19 protein-coding genes and 1 tRNA gene are annotated in these 19,768 nt (G+C 69.9%); 13 read left to right on the top strand and 7 right to left on the bottom strand.

Features of this window, described 5'->3' with window-relative positions; all coding sequences use genetic code 11:
- Positions 1–7 precede the first annotated feature (7 nt).
- A tRNA-Leu gene (locus MTE01_RS08430) sits at positions 8–93 on the bottom strand.
- A 141-nt stretch (positions 94–234) separates the two neighbouring features.
- Here MTE01_RS08430 and MTE01_RS08425 point away from each other — a divergent pair.
- Complete coding sequence (locus tag MTE01_RS08425) at positions 235–1,536, top strand: M20/M25/M40 family metallo-hydrolase (protein WP_116240155.1); 1,302 nt, start codon at positions 235–237, stop codon at positions 1,534–1,536.
- A gap of 8 nt (positions 1,537–1,544) precedes the next feature.
- Positions 1,545–2,390, top strand: a complete 846-nt coding sequence (locus MTE01_RS08420) for an undecaprenyl-diphosphate phosphatase (protein ID WP_103209677.1) — start codon at positions 1,545–1,547, stop codon at positions 2,388–2,390.
- Between the two features lie 169 nt (positions 2,391–2,559).
- On the opposite strand, the gene MTE01_RS08415 is transcribed toward MTE01_RS08420, so the two are convergent.
- Positions 2,560–3,426 (bottom strand): PAC2 family protein, encoded by an 867-nt coding sequence (locus MTE01_RS08415; RefSeq protein WP_103209675.1) that lies wholly within the window; start codon positions 3,424–3,426, stop codon positions 2,560–2,562.
- Positions 3,427–3,553: 127 nt separating this feature from the next.
- Between MTE01_RS08415 and MTE01_RS08410 the strand changes: the two genes are divergently transcribed.
- The 9 genes from MTE01_RS08410 to lnt all read left to right on the top strand — a co-directional run bounded on the left by MTE01_RS08410 (position 3,554) and on the right by lnt (position 13,505).
- The gene (locus MTE01_RS08410; RefSeq protein WP_103209672.1) at positions 3,554–4,252 is read left to right on the top strand and encodes an HAD family hydrolase; all 699 of its coding nucleotides are present in this window, start codon (positions 3,554–3,556) and stop codon (positions 4,250–4,252) included.
- A complete protein-coding gene (locus tag MTE01_RS08405; RefSeq protein ID WP_103209670.1) occupies positions 4,249–5,268 on the top strand; it encodes a tRNA (adenine-N1)-methyltransferase in 1,020 nt (339 codons plus the stop codon). The genes MTE01_RS08410 and MTE01_RS08405 overlap by 4 nt, the downstream gene beginning before the upstream one ends.
- A 9-nt stretch (positions 5,269–5,277) precedes the next feature.
- Complete coding sequence (locus tag MTE01_RS08400; RefSeq protein ID WP_141376824.1) at positions 5,278–6,225, top strand: FKBP-type peptidyl-prolyl cis-trans isomerase; 948 nt, start codon at positions 5,278–5,280, stop codon at positions 6,223–6,225.
- Between the two features lie 88 nt (positions 6,226–6,313).
- Positions 6,314–7,306, top strand: a complete 993-nt coding sequence (locus tag MTE01_RS08395; protein WP_103209665.1) for a helix-turn-helix transcriptional regulator — start codon at positions 6,314–6,316, stop codon at positions 7,304–7,306.
- Positions 7,303–8,277 (top strand): helix-turn-helix transcriptional regulator, encoded by a 975-nt coding sequence (locus MTE01_RS08390; protein WP_103209663.1) that lies wholly within the window; start codon positions 7,303–7,305, stop codon positions 8,275–8,277. Before MTE01_RS08395 ends, MTE01_RS08390 begins: the two co-directional genes overlap by 4 nt.
- An 88-nt stretch (positions 8,278–8,365) precedes the next feature.
- On the top strand, positions 8,366–8,617 hold the full coding sequence (gene tatA / locus MTE01_RS08385) for a Sec-independent protein translocase subunit TatA (RefSeq protein WP_056231943.1): 252 nt from the start codon (positions 8,366–8,368) through the stop codon (positions 8,615–8,617).
- Positions 8,618–8,680: 63 nt separating this feature from the next.
- Positions 8,681–9,442, top strand: a complete 762-nt coding sequence (gene tatC, locus MTE01_RS08380; protein ID WP_141376881.1) for a twin-arginine translocase subunit TatC — start codon at positions 8,681–8,683, stop codon at positions 9,440–9,442.
- The gene (locus tag MTE01_RS08375) at positions 9,439–11,922 is read left to right on the top strand and encodes a DEAD/DEAH box helicase (protein ID WP_141376822.1); all 2,484 of its coding nucleotides are present in this window, start codon (positions 9,439–9,441) and stop codon (positions 11,920–11,922) included. The genes tatC and MTE01_RS08375 overlap by 4 nt, the downstream gene beginning before the upstream one ends.
- Positions 11,919–13,505 (top strand): apolipoprotein N-acyltransferase, encoded by a 1,587-nt coding sequence (lnt, locus tag MTE01_RS08370; protein WP_141376820.1) that lies wholly within the window; start codon positions 11,919–11,921, stop codon positions 13,503–13,505. The genes MTE01_RS08375 and lnt overlap by 4 nt, the downstream gene beginning before the upstream one ends.
- A 15-nt stretch (positions 13,506–13,520) precedes the next feature.
- Here the strand turns inward: lnt and MTE01_RS08365 are convergent, their stop codons facing one another.
- The 4 genes from MTE01_RS08365 to MTE01_RS08350 all read right to left on the bottom strand — a co-directional run bounded on the left by MTE01_RS08365 (position 13,521) and on the right by MTE01_RS08350 (position 16,218).
- Entirely contained in the window at positions 13,521–13,892 is a 372-nt protein-coding gene (locus MTE01_RS08365) for an RNA polymerase-binding protein RbpA (protein ID WP_056231926.1), read from the bottom strand.
- 93 nt (positions 13,893–13,985) lie between these two features.
- Entirely contained in the window at positions 13,986–14,783 is a 798-nt protein-coding gene (locus tag MTE01_RS08360) for a glycerophosphodiester phosphodiesterase family protein (RefSeq protein ID WP_103209656.1), read from the bottom strand.
- Positions 14,783–15,730, bottom strand: a complete 948-nt coding sequence (locus MTE01_RS08355) for an SPFH domain-containing protein (protein ID WP_103209654.1) — start codon at positions 15,728–15,730, stop codon at positions 14,783–14,785. The genes MTE01_RS08360 and MTE01_RS08355 overlap by 1 nt, the downstream gene beginning before the upstream one ends.
- Positions 15,727–16,218 (bottom strand): NfeD family protein, encoded by a 492-nt coding sequence (locus MTE01_RS08350; RefSeq protein WP_141376818.1) that lies wholly within the window; start codon positions 16,216–16,218, stop codon positions 15,727–15,729. The genes MTE01_RS08355 and MTE01_RS08350 overlap by 4 nt, the downstream gene beginning before the upstream one ends.
- Before the next feature lie 144 nt (positions 16,219–16,362).
- Here MTE01_RS08350 and MTE01_RS08345 point away from each other — a divergent pair, with 144 nt between their 5' ends.
- Entirely contained in the window at positions 16,363–17,127 is a 765-nt protein-coding gene (locus MTE01_RS08345; RefSeq protein WP_103209650.1) for an SDR family oxidoreductase, read from the top strand.
- A 2-nt stretch (positions 17,128–17,129) separates the two neighbouring features.
- Positions 17,130–19,100 carry a S9 family peptidase gene (locus MTE01_RS08340; RefSeq protein WP_141376816.1) on the top strand — a complete coding sequence of 657 codons (1,971 nt, stop codon included), beginning with the start codon at positions 17,130–17,132 and terminating at the stop codon, positions 19,098–19,100.
- A gap of 52 nt (positions 19,101–19,152) precedes the next feature.
- Here the strand turns inward: MTE01_RS08340 and MTE01_RS08335 are convergent, their stop codons facing one another.
- The gene (locus MTE01_RS08335; protein WP_103209648.1) at positions 19,153–19,701 is read right to left on the bottom strand and encodes an HdeD family acid-resistance protein; all 549 of its coding nucleotides are present in this window, start codon (positions 19,699–19,701) and stop codon (positions 19,153–19,155) included.
- Positions 19,702–19,768 lie beyond the last annotated feature (67 nt).

Genomic DNA, 19,768 nt, shown 5'->3' with positions numbered 1-19,768 from the left:
CATTCTGTGCGCGAGGGGGGACTTGAACCCCCACGCCCGTTAAAGGGCACTAGCACCTCAAGCTAGCGCGTCTACCTATTCCGCCACCCGCGCATCTGGGTGTTTTGCTGCTTTCGCAACGAAGAACGACATTACCACGCTCCAGAGGCCGCCTCGAATCGTCGTCGCCGCCCGGGCGCGTCCCGGGGCGACACGAGGCGGGGGAACGCACTCGCCCCCGGTACCGTAGAGCGCATGCCCGAGCTCGACACCGATATCCCCGAGGTCGCCCGCGTCGCCCGCGACCTCATCCGGTTCGACACCTCGAACTACGGCGGGGGGCGAGCCGAGGGCGAGCGCGAAGCGGCCGAGTACGTCGGTGCATACCTCGAAGCCCTCGGCCTCGAAGTCGAGTACTACGAGCCCATCGAGCGTCGCACGAACGTCTGCGCCCGCATCCCCGGACGCAACCCCGACAAGCCCGCCCTGATCCTGCACGGCCACCTCGACGTGGTGCCGGCCGTCGCCGCCGACTGGAGCGTCGACCCCTTCGCGGGCGAGATCCGCGACGGCGTGCTCTGGGGTCGCGGGGCCGTCGACATGAAGGACATGGATGCCATGATCCTCACCGCCGTCGCCGACGTGCTGCGCGCGGGGGAGCAGCCCGAGCGCGACATCATCGTGACGTTCTTCGCCGACGAGGAGAACGGCGGAGTGGAGGGCTCGGCGCTCGTGGTCGAGAACCGCCCCGAGTGGTTCGCCGGCGCCACCGAGGCCATCAGCGAGGTCGGCGGGTACTCCATTTCCGTGGGCGACCGCCGCGCGTACCTGCTGCAGGTGGGCGAGAAGGCCCTCGTCTGGATCAAGCTCGTCGCGCGCGGTCGCGCGGGCCACGGCAGCGGCCTGCACCCCGACAACGCCGTGACGAGGCTCGCCGAGGCCGTCGCGGCCCTCGGCCGCACCGAGTGGCCGATCCGCCTCACCGACACCACCAGGCAGTTGCTCGAGGGCCTGGCCGAGATCACCGGCGACGACGCGGGCGACCCCGACGCTCTCGCCCTGCGCACCGGCGCGGCATCCAGCTTCATCCGTTCCACCCTGCGCACGACGACGAATCCGACCGGCCTCACCGCCGGCTACAAGCACAACGTCATTCCCGACCGCGCCGAAGCGCTCATCGACGTGCGCGTGCTCCCCGGCACCGAAGACGCGGCTCTCGCCGACATCCGCCGGATCGTCGGACCCGACGTCGAGATCGAGATCGTCCACCAGGACATCGGCCTCGAGGTGCCCTTCTCGGGAGACCTCGTCGACGCGATGATCGCACAGCTCGGTCGGCACGATCCCGGCGTGCCGGTCGTGCCGTATCTCATGGGCGGCGGCACCGACAACAAGGCCCTCGCCGGCCTCGGCATCGCCGGTTACGGATTCGCACCGCTGCGCCTTCCCGCCGATCTCGACTTCACCGGGATGTTCCACGGGGTCGACGAGCGCGTCCCCGTCGACGCGCTCCAGTTCGGTCAGCGAGTCCTCGCCGACCTCATCCGCACGTACTGAAGGACCGCATGCATATCTTCGAGGTCATCGTCCTCGGGCTCGTCCAGGGCCTCACCGAGTTCCTCCCCATCTCCTCGAGTGCCCACCTGCGCATCGTGGGGGAGTTCCTCCCGTCGAAGACCGACCCCGGCGCGACGTTCACCGCCATCACCCAGATCGGCACCGAGCTCGCGGTGCTCATCTACTTCCGCAAGAAGATCGTCCGGGTCATCTCACGATGGTTCGGCTCGCTCACCGGCAAGGTGCCCCGCACCGACCCCGACGCCCGCATGGGCTGGTTGGTCATCATCGGCACGCTGCCGATCGCGCTGCTCGGCGTGCTGTTGCAGAGTCTCATCCGCGACAACTTCCGGAGCCTGTGGATCACCGCGGTGGTGCTCATCGTCTTCGGCATCCTGCTCGGTCTCGCCGACCACTACGGAAAGCGTCGTCGCGAGCTCGACGACCTGACCTACCCGCACGGTATCGCGTTCGGTGTCGCGCAGGCCCTCGCTCTCGTCCCCGGCGTCTCTCGCTCGGGGGCGACCACGACCCTCGGCCGAGCCCTCGGGTACACGCGCACGGCGGCCGCGGAATACTCGTTCCTCCTCGCCGTCCCCGCGGTCTTCGCGAGCGGGTTCTTCGAGCTGTACAAGAGCTTCGACGAGGGCACCGGCCCGTACAACCTCGGTGAGACGGCGCTGGCGACCCTCATCGCGTTCGTCGTCGGCTACGTCGTGATCGCCTTCCTCATGCAGTACCTCAAGCGCGGCAGCTTCCTGCCGTTCGTGATCTACCGCGTGGCCCTGGGGGTGCTGATCATGGTGCTGCTCACGTTCGGCGTGCTGCCGGCGTACTCCGCCATCACCGGTTGATCCCGGATGCCGCGAAGGCGTCGTCCCGTTCGGGGCGGCGCCTTCGTCGTGCAGACGAGGGTCCCGGCGGTGCGGCCAGACTCCGCCCCGACCCGGGGTGGTGGCGCTCAGGCAGAGAGAGGTACGCGAGCCCGTCGAAGGGACCGGGGGAGGCGTCGGCGAGTCCTCGTCAGCGCCGGGGCGGGTCGTCGCGACCGGGCTTGGTGGGGCCGTCGCCGCCACGGCGGAGATAGCGCTCGAACTCCTGGGCGATCGCGTCTCCCGAGGCTTCGGGAGAGTCCCACGTGTCGCGGGTCTGCTCGAGCTGGCGGATGTACTCGCTCATCTCGTCGTCGTCGGCCGCGGCCGCATCGATCGAGGCCTCCCACAGGCGCGACTCGTTCTCGAGGTCTCCGCGCGGCACGGCGATCCCCGTGACGGACTCGAGTTTCTCGAGCAGGGCGAGGGTGGCCTTGGGGGAGGGCGTGTGCCCGGCGACGTAGTGCGGCACGCTCGCCCACAGGCTCGCGGTCGGGATCCCCACCGTCTCCGACACATGGCCGATGGCGCTCAGGATGCCGACCGGCCCCTCGTACAGGCTCCGCTCGAGCCCCAGCGACTGGCGTACGGCCTCGTTATCGCTGCCGGCGAACACCGAGATGGGCCGCGTATGCGGCACGTCGGACATCATCGAGCCCAGCGCCACGAAGCCCGAGACGTCCTCGCGCAGGGCGACGTCGATGAACTCGGCCGCGAACGCCTGCCAGGCGCGCGCGGGCTCGACCCCCACGAGCAGCCAGATCTCGGCCTCGTCGGATCGCTCGACGGGACGCAGCAGCGTGGCTTCGGGCCAGCTGAGGGTGCGGCGCCCCTCGGCATCCAGTCCGACCTGGGGGCGCGTGTACTGGTAGTCGAAGTACAGTTCGGGGTCGACCGTGTGGACGACCTCGTACTCCACGTCGGCCCGCAGCATCGCTGCGGCCGCCGACGCGGCTTCTCCGGCATCGTTCCATCCGTCGAACGCGGCGACGATGATCCGGCGACCCAGTGCGTCCACGCAACCTCCTCTGCCCCGTCGGGGCTGGCTTCCAGAATAGGCGCACCCGCGCGCACCGAGCCGGTCCCGGCCCGCGCGGGCCTCGCGTCGAACGGGGCGAAAGCGGCGCCCTCAATAGGATGGAGCGATGACTTCCCCCGCTCCCGCCGCCGTCCTCTGGGACATGGACGGCACGCTGGTCGACACCGAGCCGTACTGGATGGCCGCGGAGACCCCGCTCGTAGAGCGCTTCGGCGGCTCGTGGTCGCACGAGCAGGCGCTCGGCATGGTCGGGCTCGCCCTGGAGGATTCCGCGCGCTTGTTGCAGAACGCGGGAGTGCCCTGGGGCGTCGACGAGATCATCTCCTACCTCACCGACGAGGTGCAGCGTCAGCTCGCCGTCACGGGCGTGCCGTTCCGCCCGGGTGCCCGTGAGCTGCTCGCCGACCTCCGCGCCCACGGGGTCAAGACCGCCCTCGTGACGATGTCGATGCGCCGCATGGCGCTGTCGGTGGTCGAGCTCATCGACTTCCCGGCCTTCGACCTCGTGGTCGCCGGCGACGACGTCGAGCGCCCGAAGCCTTACCCCGATCCCTACCTGCAGGCCGCCGCCGCACTCGGCGTCGACATCCGCGACACCGTGGCGATCGAGGACTCCCCGAACGGACTGCGCTCGGCGATCGCCAGCGGCGCCGTCGCGCTGGGAGTGCCCCTCATGGTGCCGCTCGAGGGGGTCGGCGCGCACGAGCTCTGGCCGAGCCTCGAGGGTCGCGCGACCTCCGACCTGCGGGCGCTCCACACCGCGCACGCCCCGACACACCCCGAAGAGACACGAGTCACCCGATGAGCGAGACCCCCCACCTGAGCGGCCCCTTCCGGGTCGGCGATCGGGTGCAGCTGACCGGCCCCAAGGGGCGCATGCACACGATCACCCTGCGCGAAGAAGGCGAGCTGCACACCCACAACGGCGTGCTGAAGCACTCGCTCCTCGTCGGCGAGCCCGACGGCAGCGTGGTGACCAACAGCTCCGGCCACGACTACCTTGCCGTCCGCCCCCTGCTGCGCGACTTCGTCATGTCGATGCCGCGCGGTGCGGCGATCGTCTACCCGAAGGATGCCGCGCAGATCCTCGCGCAGGCCGATATCTTCCCCGGCGCCACCGTCGTCGAAGCCGGCGTCGGTTCGGGCGCGCTGTCGCTGTGGCTCCTGCGTGCGATCGGCCCGGCGGGGCGGCTGCTCTCGTTCGAGCGCCGCGAAGAGTTCGCCGAGGTCGCCCGCGCCAACGTCGAGACGTTCCACGGCGAGCTGCCCGCGACCTGGGAGGTCGTCGTCGGCGATCTCGTCGAGAGTCTCCCCGATGCCGTGGCCCCCGCCTCGGTCGACCGCATCGTGCTCGACATGCTCGCGCCGTGGGAGTGCATCGACGCCGCGGCCGACGCCCTGACCCCGGGCGGCGTGGTGCTCTGCTACATCGCCACCGCCACACAGCTCAGCCGTGTGGCCGAGTACATCCGCGCGACGGGACTGTTCACCGAGCCGGATGCCAGTGAGACCATGGTCCGCGGGTGGCACGTCGAGGGCCTCGCGGTGCGCCCCGACCACCGCATGGTGGCGCACACGGGCTTCCTCATCACCGCCCGCCGCCTGGCGCCCGGTGCCATTCCTCCCGAGGTGAAGCGTCGCGCGTCGAAGTCGAGCTACGGCGACGAAGACGTGGAACTGTGGACGCCCGGTGCGGTCGGCGACCGTCAGATCACCGACAAGAATCTCCGCAAGCGCGTGCGCGAGGCGCAGAAGTCGGCCGAGGGTGTTCGGCAGTCCGTCGCGGGCGCCTCGTCGGAGGACCCCGGTTCGACCGCCTAAACTGATCCGGTGCGTAGACTCCCCGCTCTCGTGGCCGTGACCGCCCTGGCCGGATTCGGCCTCGTCGGGTGCTCGGCATCCGCCGCTTCGTCGTGCCCGACGCCCACCGACAGTGCCATCGCCTCGGTGGTCGACGCGAGCGGTGACTTCGGCACCGCGCCCACCGTGTCGGTGCGCTCGCCCTTCGTTCCCGAAACGGCCGGGACGCAGACGCTCATCGAGGGCGACGGTCAGCGCATCACGAGCGACGACCAGCTCTCACTGGTCGATGTGACGGTGTTCGACGCCGCCACGGGCTCGCAGCTCGTCGCGACGACCTACGCTTCCGACGTGAAGTCGGCGACGCCCCTGCCGCGCCTGACACAGGCGATCCCCGCGATCGCGCCGCTGCTGCACTGCGTGGCCGAGGGCTCGCGCGTCGCGGTCGCCATCCCCGGCTCCGAGCTGGGCACCCAGGGTGCGCAGGCCCTCGGCGTCAACGAGGGCGACGGGGCGGTCTTCGTCTTCGACGTGCGCAAGGTCTTCCTCCCCGCCGCCGACGGCGCCGACCAGTACAACGCCGACTCGGGCATGCCCTCGGTCGTCCGCGCCCCCGACGGCACGCCCGGCGTGGTCATCCCCGCCGGCGACGCACCGACGCAGACGCGGTCGCAGACCATCAAGAAGGGCGACGGCGACGTGCTGACCGCCGACTCCTCGGTGGTCATCCACATCCAGGGTGTCGCCTGGGGCGCGACCACCACCTTCGCCTCGACGTGGAAGAACGGCGCGCCCGGACAGGCGACCGTGTCCCAGCTCCCGCCGGCCCTCGCCTCGGCGCTCGAGGGGCAGACCGTCGGGTCGCAGGTGCTTGTCGTCGTGCCCGCCGACCAGACCGCCCAGGACCAGCAGATCCTCAAGGCTCCCGCCAATTCGGCTCTCGTCTACGTCGTCGACGTCCTCGGGACGGTCAGCTGATCGGCATCCGCTGATCCGATCGGCGTCAGCGCGGTCGGCGAACGCACCGCTCTGCACCGGCTGGACGCTCGACGCCTAGGATGGGCGGGTGCCCGCCACCGTCTCCCGCAACGCTCCCGAGGAGCGTCTGGTGAACCTCGTCGTCGCCCTCATGGCGACCGAGCAGGGGCTGACGAAAGACACGATCCTGTCGTCGGTGGCCGGTTACCGGGAGCAGCTCGAAGCGGGCGCGTCGAAGGACGCGCTCGAGAAGATGTTCGAGCGCGACAAAGAGAGCCTGCGCGGTCTCGGCGTTCCGATCGAGACGATCGGCAATCGTGCGGATCCCGACGACCTCCGCGAGGCGCGCTACCGCGTGCCGACCGCCGAGTACGCCCTCCCGGAGGACATCACCTTCAGCCCCGCCGAGGTCGCGCTGCTGAACATCGCGGGCGGCGTGTGGGGGACCGAGTCGCTCTCGGCCGATGCGCGCAGCGGTCTGCGCAAGATCCGTGCCCTCGGCATCGCCGTCGACGAGCCGATCATCGGGTACTCCCCGCGCATCCGCGTGCGCGACGCTTCGTTCGCCGCTCTGCAACGGGCGATCGAGCAGAGCCGCGTCGTGACCTTCACCTATCTGCGCCCGGGTGAGGCGCGCCCGCGGGAGCGACGCGTGCAGCCTCTCGCGCTCGTGGAGTACGAGGCGCGGTGGCACGTCTACGGCTACGACCTCAATGTCGACGCCGACCGCACGTTCCTTCTCTCGCGGATCGTCGGCGAGGTGACGATCCTGCGCAAGAGCTTCCCCGCCGCGCTACGCGAGGGCGCGGGCGAACGAGCGCTCGACGGTCTGCGTGCCGTCGCCGCCCGTCAACGCGCTCTGCTCGAGGTGCACCCCGGCACGGAGGCCGCCCTGCGCCTGGACCGCCGCGCCGAACAGGCGCCCCAGGGGATCCGCGTGCCCTACGTGGATCTCCACGTCTTCGCCGACGAGCTCGCCTCGTACGGCCCCGAGGTGCGCGTGGTCGAGCCCGCCGACCTGCGCACCGAGGTGATCCGCCGACTCGAAGCGACGGTGGCCCTGCACGGGGGTGCTCCGTGAGCGACGATCGTCCTGTCGCCGCACTCGACCGCGCGGCGCTTCTGCTGCAACTGGTGCCCTACCTGCTGGGTAAGGGCGAGGTCTCGGTGACCGAGGCCGCCGCCGAGTTCGAGGTCGCTCCCGAACAGATGCGCGCGATGGTCGAGCGTCTGACGGTGATCGGCCTCCCGGGCGAACGGGGGTACTGGCAGCTTCCGCACGACCTCTTCGACATCGACTGGGATCTGCTCGATCGCGACGACGTGATCGCCATCACGAACACCGTGGGGTTGGAGCGGTCCCCGCGCCTGACCGCCCGCGAGGCGGCCGCTCTGCTGGCCGGACTCCAGCTGGCACGAAGCTTGCCGGGCTTCGGCGACAGCGAACTCGTCACGGGGCTTCTGTCGAAGCTCGCGCGGGGAGCAGCAGCCGCCCCGGCGGCGGTCATCGTCGCCCCCGGCCCCGTCGACGGCGTCCGCGACGTGGTCGACGAGGCTCTTCGCTCCCGCGTCGCGGTGACCTTCACCTATCGCGCCCCCGGCGCCGAGCCCATCACCCGCACGGTCGACCCGATCAAGGTGCACATCGCGAACGGCCAGTGGTACCTGCAGGGCTGGGATCATCTTCGTCAGGCCGTGCGTACTTTCCACCTCGACCGTGTGAGCGAGGCCCGTGTCACCGACATCCCGGCCGTACACGGCGCCGACCCGGTGCCCGAGCTGTTCGCGCCGGCCGACGACGAGGTCGTCGCGCGCTTCCGTTTTCCGCGCGAGGTGGCGCCCCTGCTGTCCGACTACCTCGAGCGCGCCGAGGTCGAGGAGGCCGACGGCGGCCGGGTCGTTGCCTCGCTCCGTCTGGCCGACGAGCAGAGCCTCAAGCGGCTCGCGGCGCGTCGCGGGGGAGAGGTCGAGCTGTTGGAGCCCGCGGGGGCGCGGCGCGCGGCCGCAGCCTGGGCGTCCGCGGGGCTCGCGCAGTACGCGCACGAATCCTGACCGATCCCGCAGGGTTCCCGCGCGTCGGAGCACAGCACCATCGCCCGGGTTAGACTGAAGAACCGCCCGAACGAGACGAGGAGTCGACATGTTCCAGGGTTTGACCGGATGGCACCTGCTGATCGTTCTCGCTGTCATCCTTCTTCTGTTCGGTGCCGCCAAGCTCCCCGCTCTCGCCAAGAGCATGGGTCAGTCGGCACGCGTCTTCAAGAGTGAGATGAAGGAGATGAAGCGCGACGACGAGGTCGCCGCCGCATCCGAAGCCCCGCGCGCCACCGACATCGGCACGACGCCGACCGTCGCCCCCGAGCCGCGCAGGTCGACCGACCCCACCGTCTAACCCGTGGCGACGGCAGGACCGCCGCGGATCGACGTGCCCGAAGGGCCGCGGCGCGACAAGCGCATGTCGATCGGCGCGCACCTGGTCGAGCTGCGCAAGCGGCTCATGATCGCGGCGCTCGCGCTCGTGGTCGGCATGGTGGTGGCCTTCATCATCACCGACCCGATCATCCACCTCATCACCGAGCCCATCCGCGTGATCGCGGAGCGGCGCGGCGACGACTTCTCGGCGCTGAACTTCACCTCGGTGACATCGGCGTTCGACCTGCGCATGCGCATCGCGTTCTCGATCGGCATCTTCCTGTCGGCGCCGGTGTGGCTCTGGCAGATCTGGGCGTTCATCATGCCCGGGCTCACGCGCAAAGAGATCCGTTACACGGTCGGGTTCGTGGCATCCGCGGTCCCGCTCTTCTTCGTGGGCTGCTGGGTGGGACTGCTGATCGTCCCGCACGTGATCGAGCTCATGTGGGGCTTCACCCCCGAGGGCGGCGTCAACTTCTACAACGCGGTCGACTACTACGACTTCGTTTTCAAGCTGATGATCGTCGTGGGCGTCGCCTTCGTGCTTCCGGTGTTCCTGGTCGCGCTGAACGTCGCCGGCATCATGAGCGGCAAGGCGATCCTCAAGGGCTGGCGCGTCGCCATCCTCATCGCGACCCTGTTCTCGGCGCTGGCTACCCCCGCGGCCGACATCATCAGCATGCTGATGCTGGCCGGCATCCTGACCGTCCTGTTCTTCGCTGCGGCCGGGGTGTCGCTGCTCTTCGACCGGCGCAAGGCCCGCCGCCTCGCCGCGGCCGAGATGCCGTCGGGGCCCATCGCGTGAGTTCCCCCAGTCCGGCCGAGCGTTTCGCTCGCGCCGCCGCCCGGTCCACGCACCCGCACACGGCGGACTTCGCCGAGATGCAGCGCTTCGAGCTCGACGACTTCCAGATCGCCGGATGCCACGCCCTCGAGGACGGCCGAAGTGTGCTGGTGGCCGCCCCCACCGGGGCCGGTAAGACGATCGTCGGCGAGTTCGCCATCCATCTCGCGATGCTCGAGCCCGGTGACAAGGCGTTCTATACGACCCCCATCAAAGCGCTGTCCAACCAGAAGTTCCACGAGCTGCAGGAGGTCTACGGCGACGACGAGGTGGGCCTGCTGACCGGAGACACGAACATCAACGCCTCGGCACGCATCGTCGTGATGACGACCGAGGTGCTGCGCAACATGCTCTACGCCGATTCGCCGGCCCTCCGCGGCCTGCGCTTCGTCGTGATGGACGAGGTGCACTACCTGGCCGACCGTTTCCGCGGGGCGGTGTGGGAGGAAGTCATCATCCACCTCCCGCCGTCGGTGAAGCTCGTGTCACTGTCGGCAACCGTCTCGAATGCCGAGGAGTTCGGCGATTGGCTCGACACCGTGCGCGGCGACACCGAGGTGATCGTGTCGGAGACCCGACCCGTGCCGCTCGAGCAGCACGTTCTGGTCCGGGGCGATCTGCTGCCCCTGTTCGACGATCGCGCGGGGGTCGCCACGGCCCAGGTGAATCAGGAGCTCCTGCGCATCCGCGGAGGCAACGCCGGCGGGTACGAGAACAACCGACGTGCCCAGGAGTATCGCTCCCAGCGTCACGCGGGCGGCCCGCGCCACGCGCACCAGCGCCGCGGCGGCCACAAGCCTCTGCGCGCCCAGCAGGGGCCGCGCATCGAGCGCATCGACCGCCCCGAGGTCGTCGAGCTGCTGCAGCGCAACCACCTGCTCCCCGCGATCTTCTTCATCTTCAGCCGTGCCGGATGCGATGCGGCGGTGCAGCAGCTGCGTCGCGCGAACGTGCGCCTGACCTCGGCCGAAGAGCGCGTCGAGATCCGCCAGATCGTCGACGAGCTGACCTTCACGCTCAAAGACGAAGATCTCGCCGTTCTGCACTTCTGGGAGTGGCGCGACAACCTCGAGCGCGGCATGGCGTCTCACCATGCGGGACTGCTCCCGGCATTCAAAGAGGTCGTCGAGGAACTCTTCCGCCGCAAGCTCGTGAAGGTCGTTTTCGCGACCGAGACCCTCGCCCTCGGCATCAACATGCCCGCGCGGACGGTCGTGCTCGAGAAGCTCGAGAAGTTCAACGGCGAGGCCCGCGTCGCGATCACGTCGGGGGAGTACACGCAGCTCACGGGTCGCGCCGGTCGCCGCGGCATCGACGTCGAGGGCCACGCCGTCGTGCAGTTCACCGAGGGACTCGACCCCCAATCGGTCGCCGCCCTCGCATCTCGGCGTACGTATCCGCTCAACTCGAGCTTCCGGCCCACGTACAACATGGCCGTCAACCTCATCGATCAGTTCGGCCGCGCCCGTGCCCGCGAGATCCTCGAGTCGTCGTTCGCGCAGTTCCAGGCCGATCGTTCGGTCGTCGGCCTCGCCCGCCAGGTGAAAGAGGCCGAGGAATCGCTCGCCGGCTACGAGAAGGCCATGACGTGCGACCGCGGCGACTTCCGCGAGTACTCCACGATCCGCCGCGAGCTGAGCGACCTCGAGAAGATCAATCGACGGGATGCCACGGCGCCCCGCCGCCTGCGCGACGAGCGACAGCAGCAGATCCAGTCGCTGCGCAAGCGGATGCAGCGGCATCCCTGCAATTCGTGCCCCGATCGCGAGTCGCACGCGCGCTGGGCGGAGCGGTACTGGAAGCTCAAGCGCACCACCGACAAGACCCGCCACCAGATCGATCAGCGCACGGGCACCGTCGCGCGCGTCTTCGACCGTGTGGTCGAGGTGCTCGCGACCCTCGAGTACGTGGCGATCGAGGACGACGGCGCCACCGTGCTGACGCCCGCCGGGCGCACGATGCGCCGCATCTACGGCGAGCGCGATCTGCTCGTGGCGGAGTCGCTGCGCCAGGGTCTGTGGGAGGGGCTGGACGGCCCCTCGCTCGCGGCCCTCGCGTGTTGCCTCGTGTACGAACCGCGGCGCGACGAGGCCGGCCCCGGGGAGCGCGGTCTGCCGCGCGGTGCCTTCCGGGTGGCCTTGGACGCCACGCAGACGTTGTGGCAAGAGCTCGACGACCTCGAACGCGACCACCGTCTGCCGGGCTCCGAGTCGCCCGCGTCGGGTCTCGCGCCGGCGATGCACGCGTGGGCGAAGGGTCTCCCGCTCGACAGCGTGCTGACGCTCGCCGACATGGCGGCGGGCGACTTCGTCCGCTGGGCGAAGCAGACGATCGACCTGCTCGACCAGATCTCGCTCGTGGCCGAGCCGAAGCTCGCCAAGACCGCTCGCACGGCGCTCGACGCGGTTCGCCGCGGCATCGTGGCGTATACCTCGGCATGAGCCGCTTCTCGGCGACCGCTGACGCGACGGCGACCCCGGCGCCGCTGCTGCGTCTGGCGTTCGCCGCCCCCCTGGCTGTGGTGGCGGGACTGCTGCTCGTCACGGCGTTCCCCGCGCTGGCGTGGTGGCCGATGGCGTTCCCCGCCGTCGCTCTGGCGCTCGTGACCCTCATCGGTCGACGGTTCTGGTCGGCCGTGCTGATCGGCTTCCTCTTCGGGGTGGCGTTCTTCTCGGTCAACCTCCTCTTCACCGCCCGCTACCTCGGACCCGTGCCCTGGGCGGCGTTGTTCGTGCTCGAGGCGCTGCTGACGGCCGTTCTGGCCGTCCCGATCGCGCTGGCGTACCGCTGGCTGCCGCGGGTCGCACCCGGGCGCGTGGGGCGCCTCGTGCTTCTTCCGGCGCTCGTGGCGGCCCTGTGGACCCTCCGGGAACAGATCGTGGGCTCCTGGCCCTACGGCGGCTTCCCCTGGGGACGCATCGGCGTCTCGCAGGTGAACGGGCCCTTCGCCGAGGTCGCGTCGTGGGTCGGCATGTCGGGATTGTCTTTCCTCGTGGTGCTCTTCTGCGCGATGGTGATCGAGTTCGTCCGCGCGGGGCGGCTGCGCCGCCCGGTCGCCGCTGTTCCGGCGGCGGCGGTGCTCGTGGTGCTCGCGGGGCTTCCGGCGTTCCCGACCACCGATGCGGGCTCGATCCGTGTGGGGGCGGTGCAGGGCAACGGCCCGGCGGGATACTTCGACCAGCGCACGCGCAACGCCGTGCTGAACGCGCAGCTCGCGGCATCCGCTCCGCTGTTCGGTCAGAAGATGGACGTGCTGCTGTGGCCCGAGGGGGGCGTCGACTCCGATCCCACCTCGAACCCCGCGACGGCGGCCGCGCTCTCCGAGCTCTCTCGACGCATGGACGCGCCCCTGCTCGTCTCGGCCGTCACCGAACGCGGCGCGGACCTCTTCAACTCGTCCCTTCTGTGGACGGCTTCCGGTCACGAGGGGGCGACGTACGACAAGCGGCACCCCGTGCCGTTCGGCGAGTACGTTCCCGACCGCTCGTTCTGGGAGCCCTTCGCGCCCGACTTGATCGGGCTCATCGGGCGCGAATACACGCCCGGCACGGCGCCGCCGTTGGTCGACCTGAACGGGGTCGGCGTGGGCCTCGCGATCTGCTTCGACGTGATCTACGACGATGTCGTGTGGGACGGCGCCGACGAGGGAGCCGAGGTCTACATGTTCCAGACCAACAACGCGGACTTCCGGGGCACCGACGAGAACCTTCAGCAACTCGCGTTCGCGCAGATGCGCGCGATCGAGACCGGCCGCGCGGTGGTCAACCTGTCGACCGTCGGCACGAGTCAGGTCATCGCCCCGGACGGCTCGACGCTCGACGCTCTGCCGCCCGACACCGCCGGTCACATGCTGACCGACGTGCCGCTGCGTACCGGGCTCACCCCCGCGGTCGTGATCGGACCGGCCGTGAAGATGGTGCTCGGGTGGGGTGGCCTCGCGGCGCTCCTCGCTGCCGGACTGATCGCCGGTGTGCGGGCGCGACGCACGAAGAAGACGCCGGCCCCCGAAGGGGCCGGCGTCTGAATCAGCGGGTCAGCGTCAGGCGCTGAGCTTCTCGTTCCCCGCGCCGCGACGAGCACGGACGAAGGCGAGGCGCTCTTCGAGGAGTTCCTCGAGTTCGGGGATGGTGCGACGCTCCAGGAGCATGTCCCAGTGCGTGCGGGCCGCCTTGTCGGCGCTGTGGTCGACGGTCGCCGTGCCGTCGCCGATGCGAAGAAGGGCCTCGGCGCCGCAGGTGCGGCACTCCCAGGCGTCGGGAACCTCGGCGTCGGCAGCGAAGGTCAGGACGGTGTCGCGTCCGCAGGTGCTGCAGGAATAGGTGTGTTGTGCACGGTCGTGGAACACGACGCCGTCTTCGCTCTGGAGGCTTTGGGCGCCGAGTCGGATGCCGCGGAGACTGCGGTCTGCCATTTTGTGGTCCTCTCGTCGGTCCCCATGTATAACGTTCGCACCTGTGCGCTTTATTCGAACTGCGCGCGTCCTGACGAGTTTCACAGTGGATGCTCAGACAGATGCTGTTCCCCGTCTGTTCACGAGCGCGAGGGCGACGTCCGCGCGGTCGGTGACCAGACCGTCGACACCGAGGTCGAGCAGGCGCGACATGTCGTCCTCGTCGTTCACCGTCCACACGTGTACTTCGACACCGGCCGCGTGCGCGTCGCGGATCAGTCCTCGAGAGACGACCCGGATCGGTCCCTGGCGCTCGGGGATCTGAAGGGCGTCGATGTCGTCGAGGATGCCGCGGACACGCCCTGTCCGGCGCAGGGCGCGAGCGGCCAGGAGCCGCGCGATCGTCCCGGATCCGGGGGAGGTGGCGGGTCGCGTCGTGGCGCCCGCCGCCCGGGTCGCGGCCAGAGTGTCGAGGCGTCGCTCGTCGGAAAAACTCGTGATGAGAACGCGCTCGGTGTGCGGGGCGACGAGCCGACCGACCTCGGCCGCCGCGGCCGCGGCCTTCACATCGAGGTTGAAGCGCACCTCGGGGAATGCCTCGAGCGCTTGGGCGAGCGTGACGAGACCCCCGCGCTCGGCCATCAGCTCCTCGATCTCGTGCAGGCGCACGTCGGCGATCGCCCGGGGGTCGCCGGCCACCCGCTGCAGGTCGTCGTCATGGAACAGCACGACCTCGCCGTCGGCGGTGAGGTGGCAGTCGGATTCGACGTAGTCGGCCCCGGCCGCGTGGGCCTCGGCGACCGCGGCGAACGAGTTCTCGACGACGCCCTGGGTGGCGGCATCCGGGGTCACCAGTCCGCGATGGGCGAGCACGCGCGGGGTGGAGCGGGACAGGTAGGGATGCCGTGTCATCAGGGGGCCGAGTCGCTCGAGCCGGGCGCGACGATGGGGGAGTCGTCGCCACCGGTCCGCGAGGCGAATGCTCCCGAGATGCCCTTGAGGGCCTCGGTGAACTCGCTCGGGATGATCCACAGCTTGCTGGAGGAGCTGTCGCTGATCTTCGGCAGCGTCTGCAGGTACTGGTAGGCGAGGAGCTTGTCGTCGGGGCGCCCCTCGTGGATGGCGGTGAACACCGAGTGGATCGCTTCGGCTTCGCCCTGCGCGCGCAGAACGGCCGCCTGCTTGTCTCCCTCGGCCTCGAGGATCGCGGCCTGGCGCCGACCCTCGGCCTCGAGGATCTGGGACTGCTTCGAGCCCTCGGCGGTCAGGATCGCGGCACGGCGATCGCGTTCGGCTCTCATCTGCTTCTCCATCGAGTCCTGGATCGAATGGGGAGGGTCGATCGCCTTGAGCTCGACACGTCCGACCCGGATGCCCCATTTTCCCGTGGCTTCGTCGAGGACGACGCGCAACTGGCCGTTGATGTTGTCGCGGCTCGTCAACGCCTGCTCGAGGTTCAGCCCGCCGACCACGTTGCGCAGCGTCGTCGTCGTCAACTGTTCGACCGCTCCGAGGTAGTTGGCGATCTCGTAGGTGGCGGCGCGCGCGTCGGTCACCTGGAAGTACACGACGGTGTCGATCGAGACGACGAGGTTGTCTTCGGTGATGACCGGCTGCGGAGGGAACGAGACCACCTGCTCGCGCATGTCGATGAGCGGACGCACCCGGTCGACCAGCGGGACGACGAGGTTCAGGCCGGGCGTGAGGGTCTTGTGGTACCGCCCGAGGCGCTCGACCACGCCCGCCCGCGCTTGCGGGATGATGCGGACGGCGCGGAAGAGGACGACGACCACGAAGACCACCACCGCCGCCGCGAGGATCCATCCGATCGTGACGGGGATGATGTTGTCGGCGTTCATGTCGCGACCTCCTTTTCGTGCGCGCGCGGAACGACGGCGCGGACGACGGCGGTGGCGCCGTCGATGCGGACGACCTCGACGCGCGTCGCGGGGTCGAGTCGGATGCCGGTGTCGCTGCGCGCGGTCCACACGTCGCCGTTGGTGAGTTTGACCTGCCCCGGGACAGAGGGCGACACCCGCGACAGCACGAGACCCTGGAGGCCGAGCAGGGCGTCGACACCGGACGGGCGTTCGTCGGCGCCGCGGTGCAGACGCCGGAGCAGCGGAGGCCGCAGGAAGGTCAGCAGGGCGACGGCGGCCAGTGCGGCCACGATCGCCTGCATCCACAGCGGCGCGCCAAGCAGGTCGGAGAGGAGCCCCGCGGCGCTGCCCCCCGAGAGCATGAGGAAGGTCAGTTCGCCCGTCAGCATCTCGATGACGACGAAGACGAGGATCAACACGATCCAGCCGATCCAGGCCCACGTGTCGGGAGTGGAGAGAACGTCCATTTCGTGCCTCCTGGCCCGAACGTAGCACCGGGTCGCGCCGCCGGGGTCGGTTCTCATCCAGCACACAGGCTGCCCGCCCCCGGGAGGTGCCGGGTCGGTCGGTAGGCTGGGGAGTCGATCTTTCGAATCGTCAGGAGAACTTCCGTGTCCCAGACCCTTCCGTCCGGCTCCCTGAGCGGCAAGACCGCTCTCGTCACCGGCTCGTCGCGCGGTATCGGCGCCGACACCGTCCGCTACTTCGCCGAGGCCGGCGCGAACGTCGTCATCAACTTCCGCAACAAGGCGCCGCGCGCCGAGAAGCTTGCCGCGCAGCTGCGCGAGCTCGGCGTCGAGGCTCTCGTCGTCGGTGCCGACCTCACCGATCCCGAATCGGTGAAGGCGATGTTCGACGAGGTCGAGCGCACCTTCGGCGGTCTCGACATCCTCGTGCTCAACGCCTCGGGCGGTATGGAGTCGGGCATGGCCGAGGACTACGCGCTGCTGCTCAACCGAGACGCGCAGGTCAACGTGCTCGAGACGGCCCTGCCCCTGCTCACGGCCGAGGCCCGCGTGGTCTTCGTCACCAGCCACCAGGCGCACTTCATCCGCACCACCCCGACCATGCCCGAGTACGAGCCGGTCGCCCTGTCCAAGCGCGCCGGCGAAGACGCTCTGCGCCAGAAGATCCCCGCCCTCGAGGAGCGCGGCATCGGCTTCACCGTCGTCTCGGGAGACATGATCGAGGGCACCATCACGGCCACCCTGCTCGAGCGCGCGAACCCCGGCGCGATCTCGGCCCGCCGCGAAGACGCCGGCAAGCTCTACAACGTCTCGGAGTTCGCGGCCGAGGTGGCCCGCGCCGCGGTCGACCCGGTGCCCGCCGACAACACCCGCCTCGTCGGAGACACGGGTTCGTTCGGAGGCGAGTGATCATGCGGCCGACCGACATCCAGACACTGATCGGGGTCGGTCGGCCCGCGATCGCTGCTACGGGGGCGTTCGCGGTCTTCGCGACCTCGCGCCCCGATCTCGCCGCCGACCGGCCGGTCGGTCAGCTGTGGCGGGTCGACGTGCCCGACGGCTCCCCGCGCCGCATCACGCGCGGGGTAGCGGACCGCGCGCCGCGGCTGTCGCCCGACGACAGCACCATCGCATTCCTCCGTTCCGATGAGAAGGGCCGCGCCCAGATCTTCGTCGTCGCCGCACAGGGCGGCGAACCCGTGCAGGTCACCGACCAGCCCGGGGGAGTGACAGACCTCGCATGGTCGCCTGACGGCTCGCGCCTCGGCTTCACCGCGCGCGTTCCCGAACCCGGGCGGTACGGCACCGTGGAGGGCCGGGATGCCGCAGCCGAACCGCCGCGCCGGATCACCGGCATCCGCTGGCATGCGAACGGTCTCGGCTATCTCGATCGACCCGCGCACGTGTTCGTCGTGGACGCGCCCGCCACCGATGCGGAACCGTTCTACGAGCCGGCCCCCGGACTCGACGCACCCGAGAAGACGGTCGTCGCCGCTGCGTCCACCGCGCTGACGCACGGGGAGACGAGCTGGAGCGGCGTGGTCTGGACGAACGACGGCGCCGAACTGCTCAGCGTGCCCGACGTGATCGAGACGGCGCGCCGCGACCTGCGCGATCGGATCGTCGCGATCGCGGTCGACAGCGGCGAACAGCGCGAGATCCTGGGCCGCGCAGAGAACCTCTCCGTAGCGAGCGTCGACGTCGCCCCCGACGGCACCGTCTTCCTGCTCGCGAACGACGTGGGCGACGAGGGCACCGACTTCGTCGCTCCCGGCGTCGCGCTCTTCGCGCTCGACGCCGACGGCCCCCGTCTGCTCACCGATCCCGAGTCGATCGACCTCGGCGAGGTTGGCAGCCACCTCTCGTTCGACGGCGACGACGTCCTCGTGCAGGACCGCACCCGCGGGCGTCTGAGGCTGCTGCGGGTGTCGCGCGGCGGGCGGGTCGATCAGGTGCTGGGTGGCGACCTCGAGGTCTCGGGGCACGCGGTCGCGCGGGGGCGGGTCGTGGCATCCGTGGCGTCTCCCGAGTCTTCCGGCGAGCTCGTGACGATCGACGGGCCCGAGGTGCGGGCGCTCACCGCGTTCGGCGGAGCCGCGCGCGAGACGGGCATCGCGGTGCCGGTCGAACACGAGATCGCCGGCCGTGACGGCTATCCGGTACACGGGTGGGTCGCGGTGCCCGAGGGGGAGGGGCCGTTCCCGGTCATCCTGCAGATCCACGGCGGGCCTTACGCCTCCTACGGCGTGCACCTGTTCGACGAGACGCAGGTCCTCGTCGACGCCGGCTACGCCGTGGTCTACAGCAATCCGCGGGGGAGCGCGGGGTACGGCCGTGCGCACGGGCGGTCGATCCGTCGCCGCATGGGGACGCTCGACTTCTTCGACGTCATGGACTTCTTCGACGGCGTGGTCGGGGCCGACCCGCGGCTCGACGCGCAGCGGATCGGCGTGATGGGCGGCTCCTACGGCGGCTACATGACCGCCTGGATCATCGCGCACGACCACCGCTTCGCCGGAGCGATCGTCGAGCGCGGATTCCTCGATCCCGCCGCCTTCCCGGGATCGAGCGACATCGGCTCGTTCTTCGGCGACGAGTACGTCGGCACCGACCCGGCGCTCGTGGCCGCCCAGAGCCCCATGGCCGTCGTCGATCGGGTCGCCACGCCCACGCTCGTGCTGCACTCCGAGCTCGATTACCGCTGCCCGCTCGATCAGGCGACCCGGTATTACGCGGCCCTGAAGCGCAACGGCGTCGACGCCGAGATGCTCGTCTTCCCCGGCGAGGATCACGAGCTCACGCGTTCCGGCCGCCCGCAGCACCGCGTGCAACGCTTCGAGGCGGTCCTCGACTGGTGGAGCCGGTACCTGCCCGTGCGGTGACAGAAGAAGGGGCCCGGATGCCGTGGCATCCGGGCCCCTTCTTCTATCGGCGTCAGACGGCCTTGCCGAACTGGATCGCGCGCACGATCTGGAAGGCGCCGAGGATGACCAGTGAGATGCCGATCAGCAGGAACAGCGTCACCGCGCCCAGCAGCGGCGAGAACAGCAGAACGATTCCGGCGACGATGCTGACGATCGCGAAGAAGACCGTCCACGCGCGCGCCTTCGAGGCGTGACCGGCGGTCGTGAGCGAGACGACGCCCTCGATGATCCACAGGATGCCGACCAGGGTGCCGATGAAGACACCGAACCACGCGGTCGTGGCCGAGAGGTTCGCGAACGAGAAGATGCCCGCGACGATGAAGAGCACGCCGAGGACGAGGTAGCCGATGCGGGCCCAGCCGGAGCGCCAGAACAGGCCGATGCCGATGTTCACCAGGCCCGCGATGATCACGTAGACCGAGATGATGCCGACGGCGACCTCGGCGGTGCGGCCGGGCCAGATGAGGATGAGAAGACCGATGACGAGCGAGAGCGCTCCGCTGACACCGAGCGCGGTGCGCACGGCCCCGACGGCGGGACTGGTCGTGGAGGGCGACATGGCGAGCCTTTCTGTGTAAAAGCTGAGAACAACTCTCACCTTAGACCCGAGGGTTGTCGAGCGCGAC

The organism is Microbacterium testaceum, from assembly GCF_006539145.1.
Taxonomy (GTDB): Bacteria; Actinomycetota; Actinomycetes; order Actinomycetales; family Microbacteriaceae; genus Microbacterium; species Microbacterium testaceum.
The sequence above is the reverse complement of the archived record's forward strand: the minus strand, read 5'-3'. Positions and strand labels throughout refer to the sequence as shown.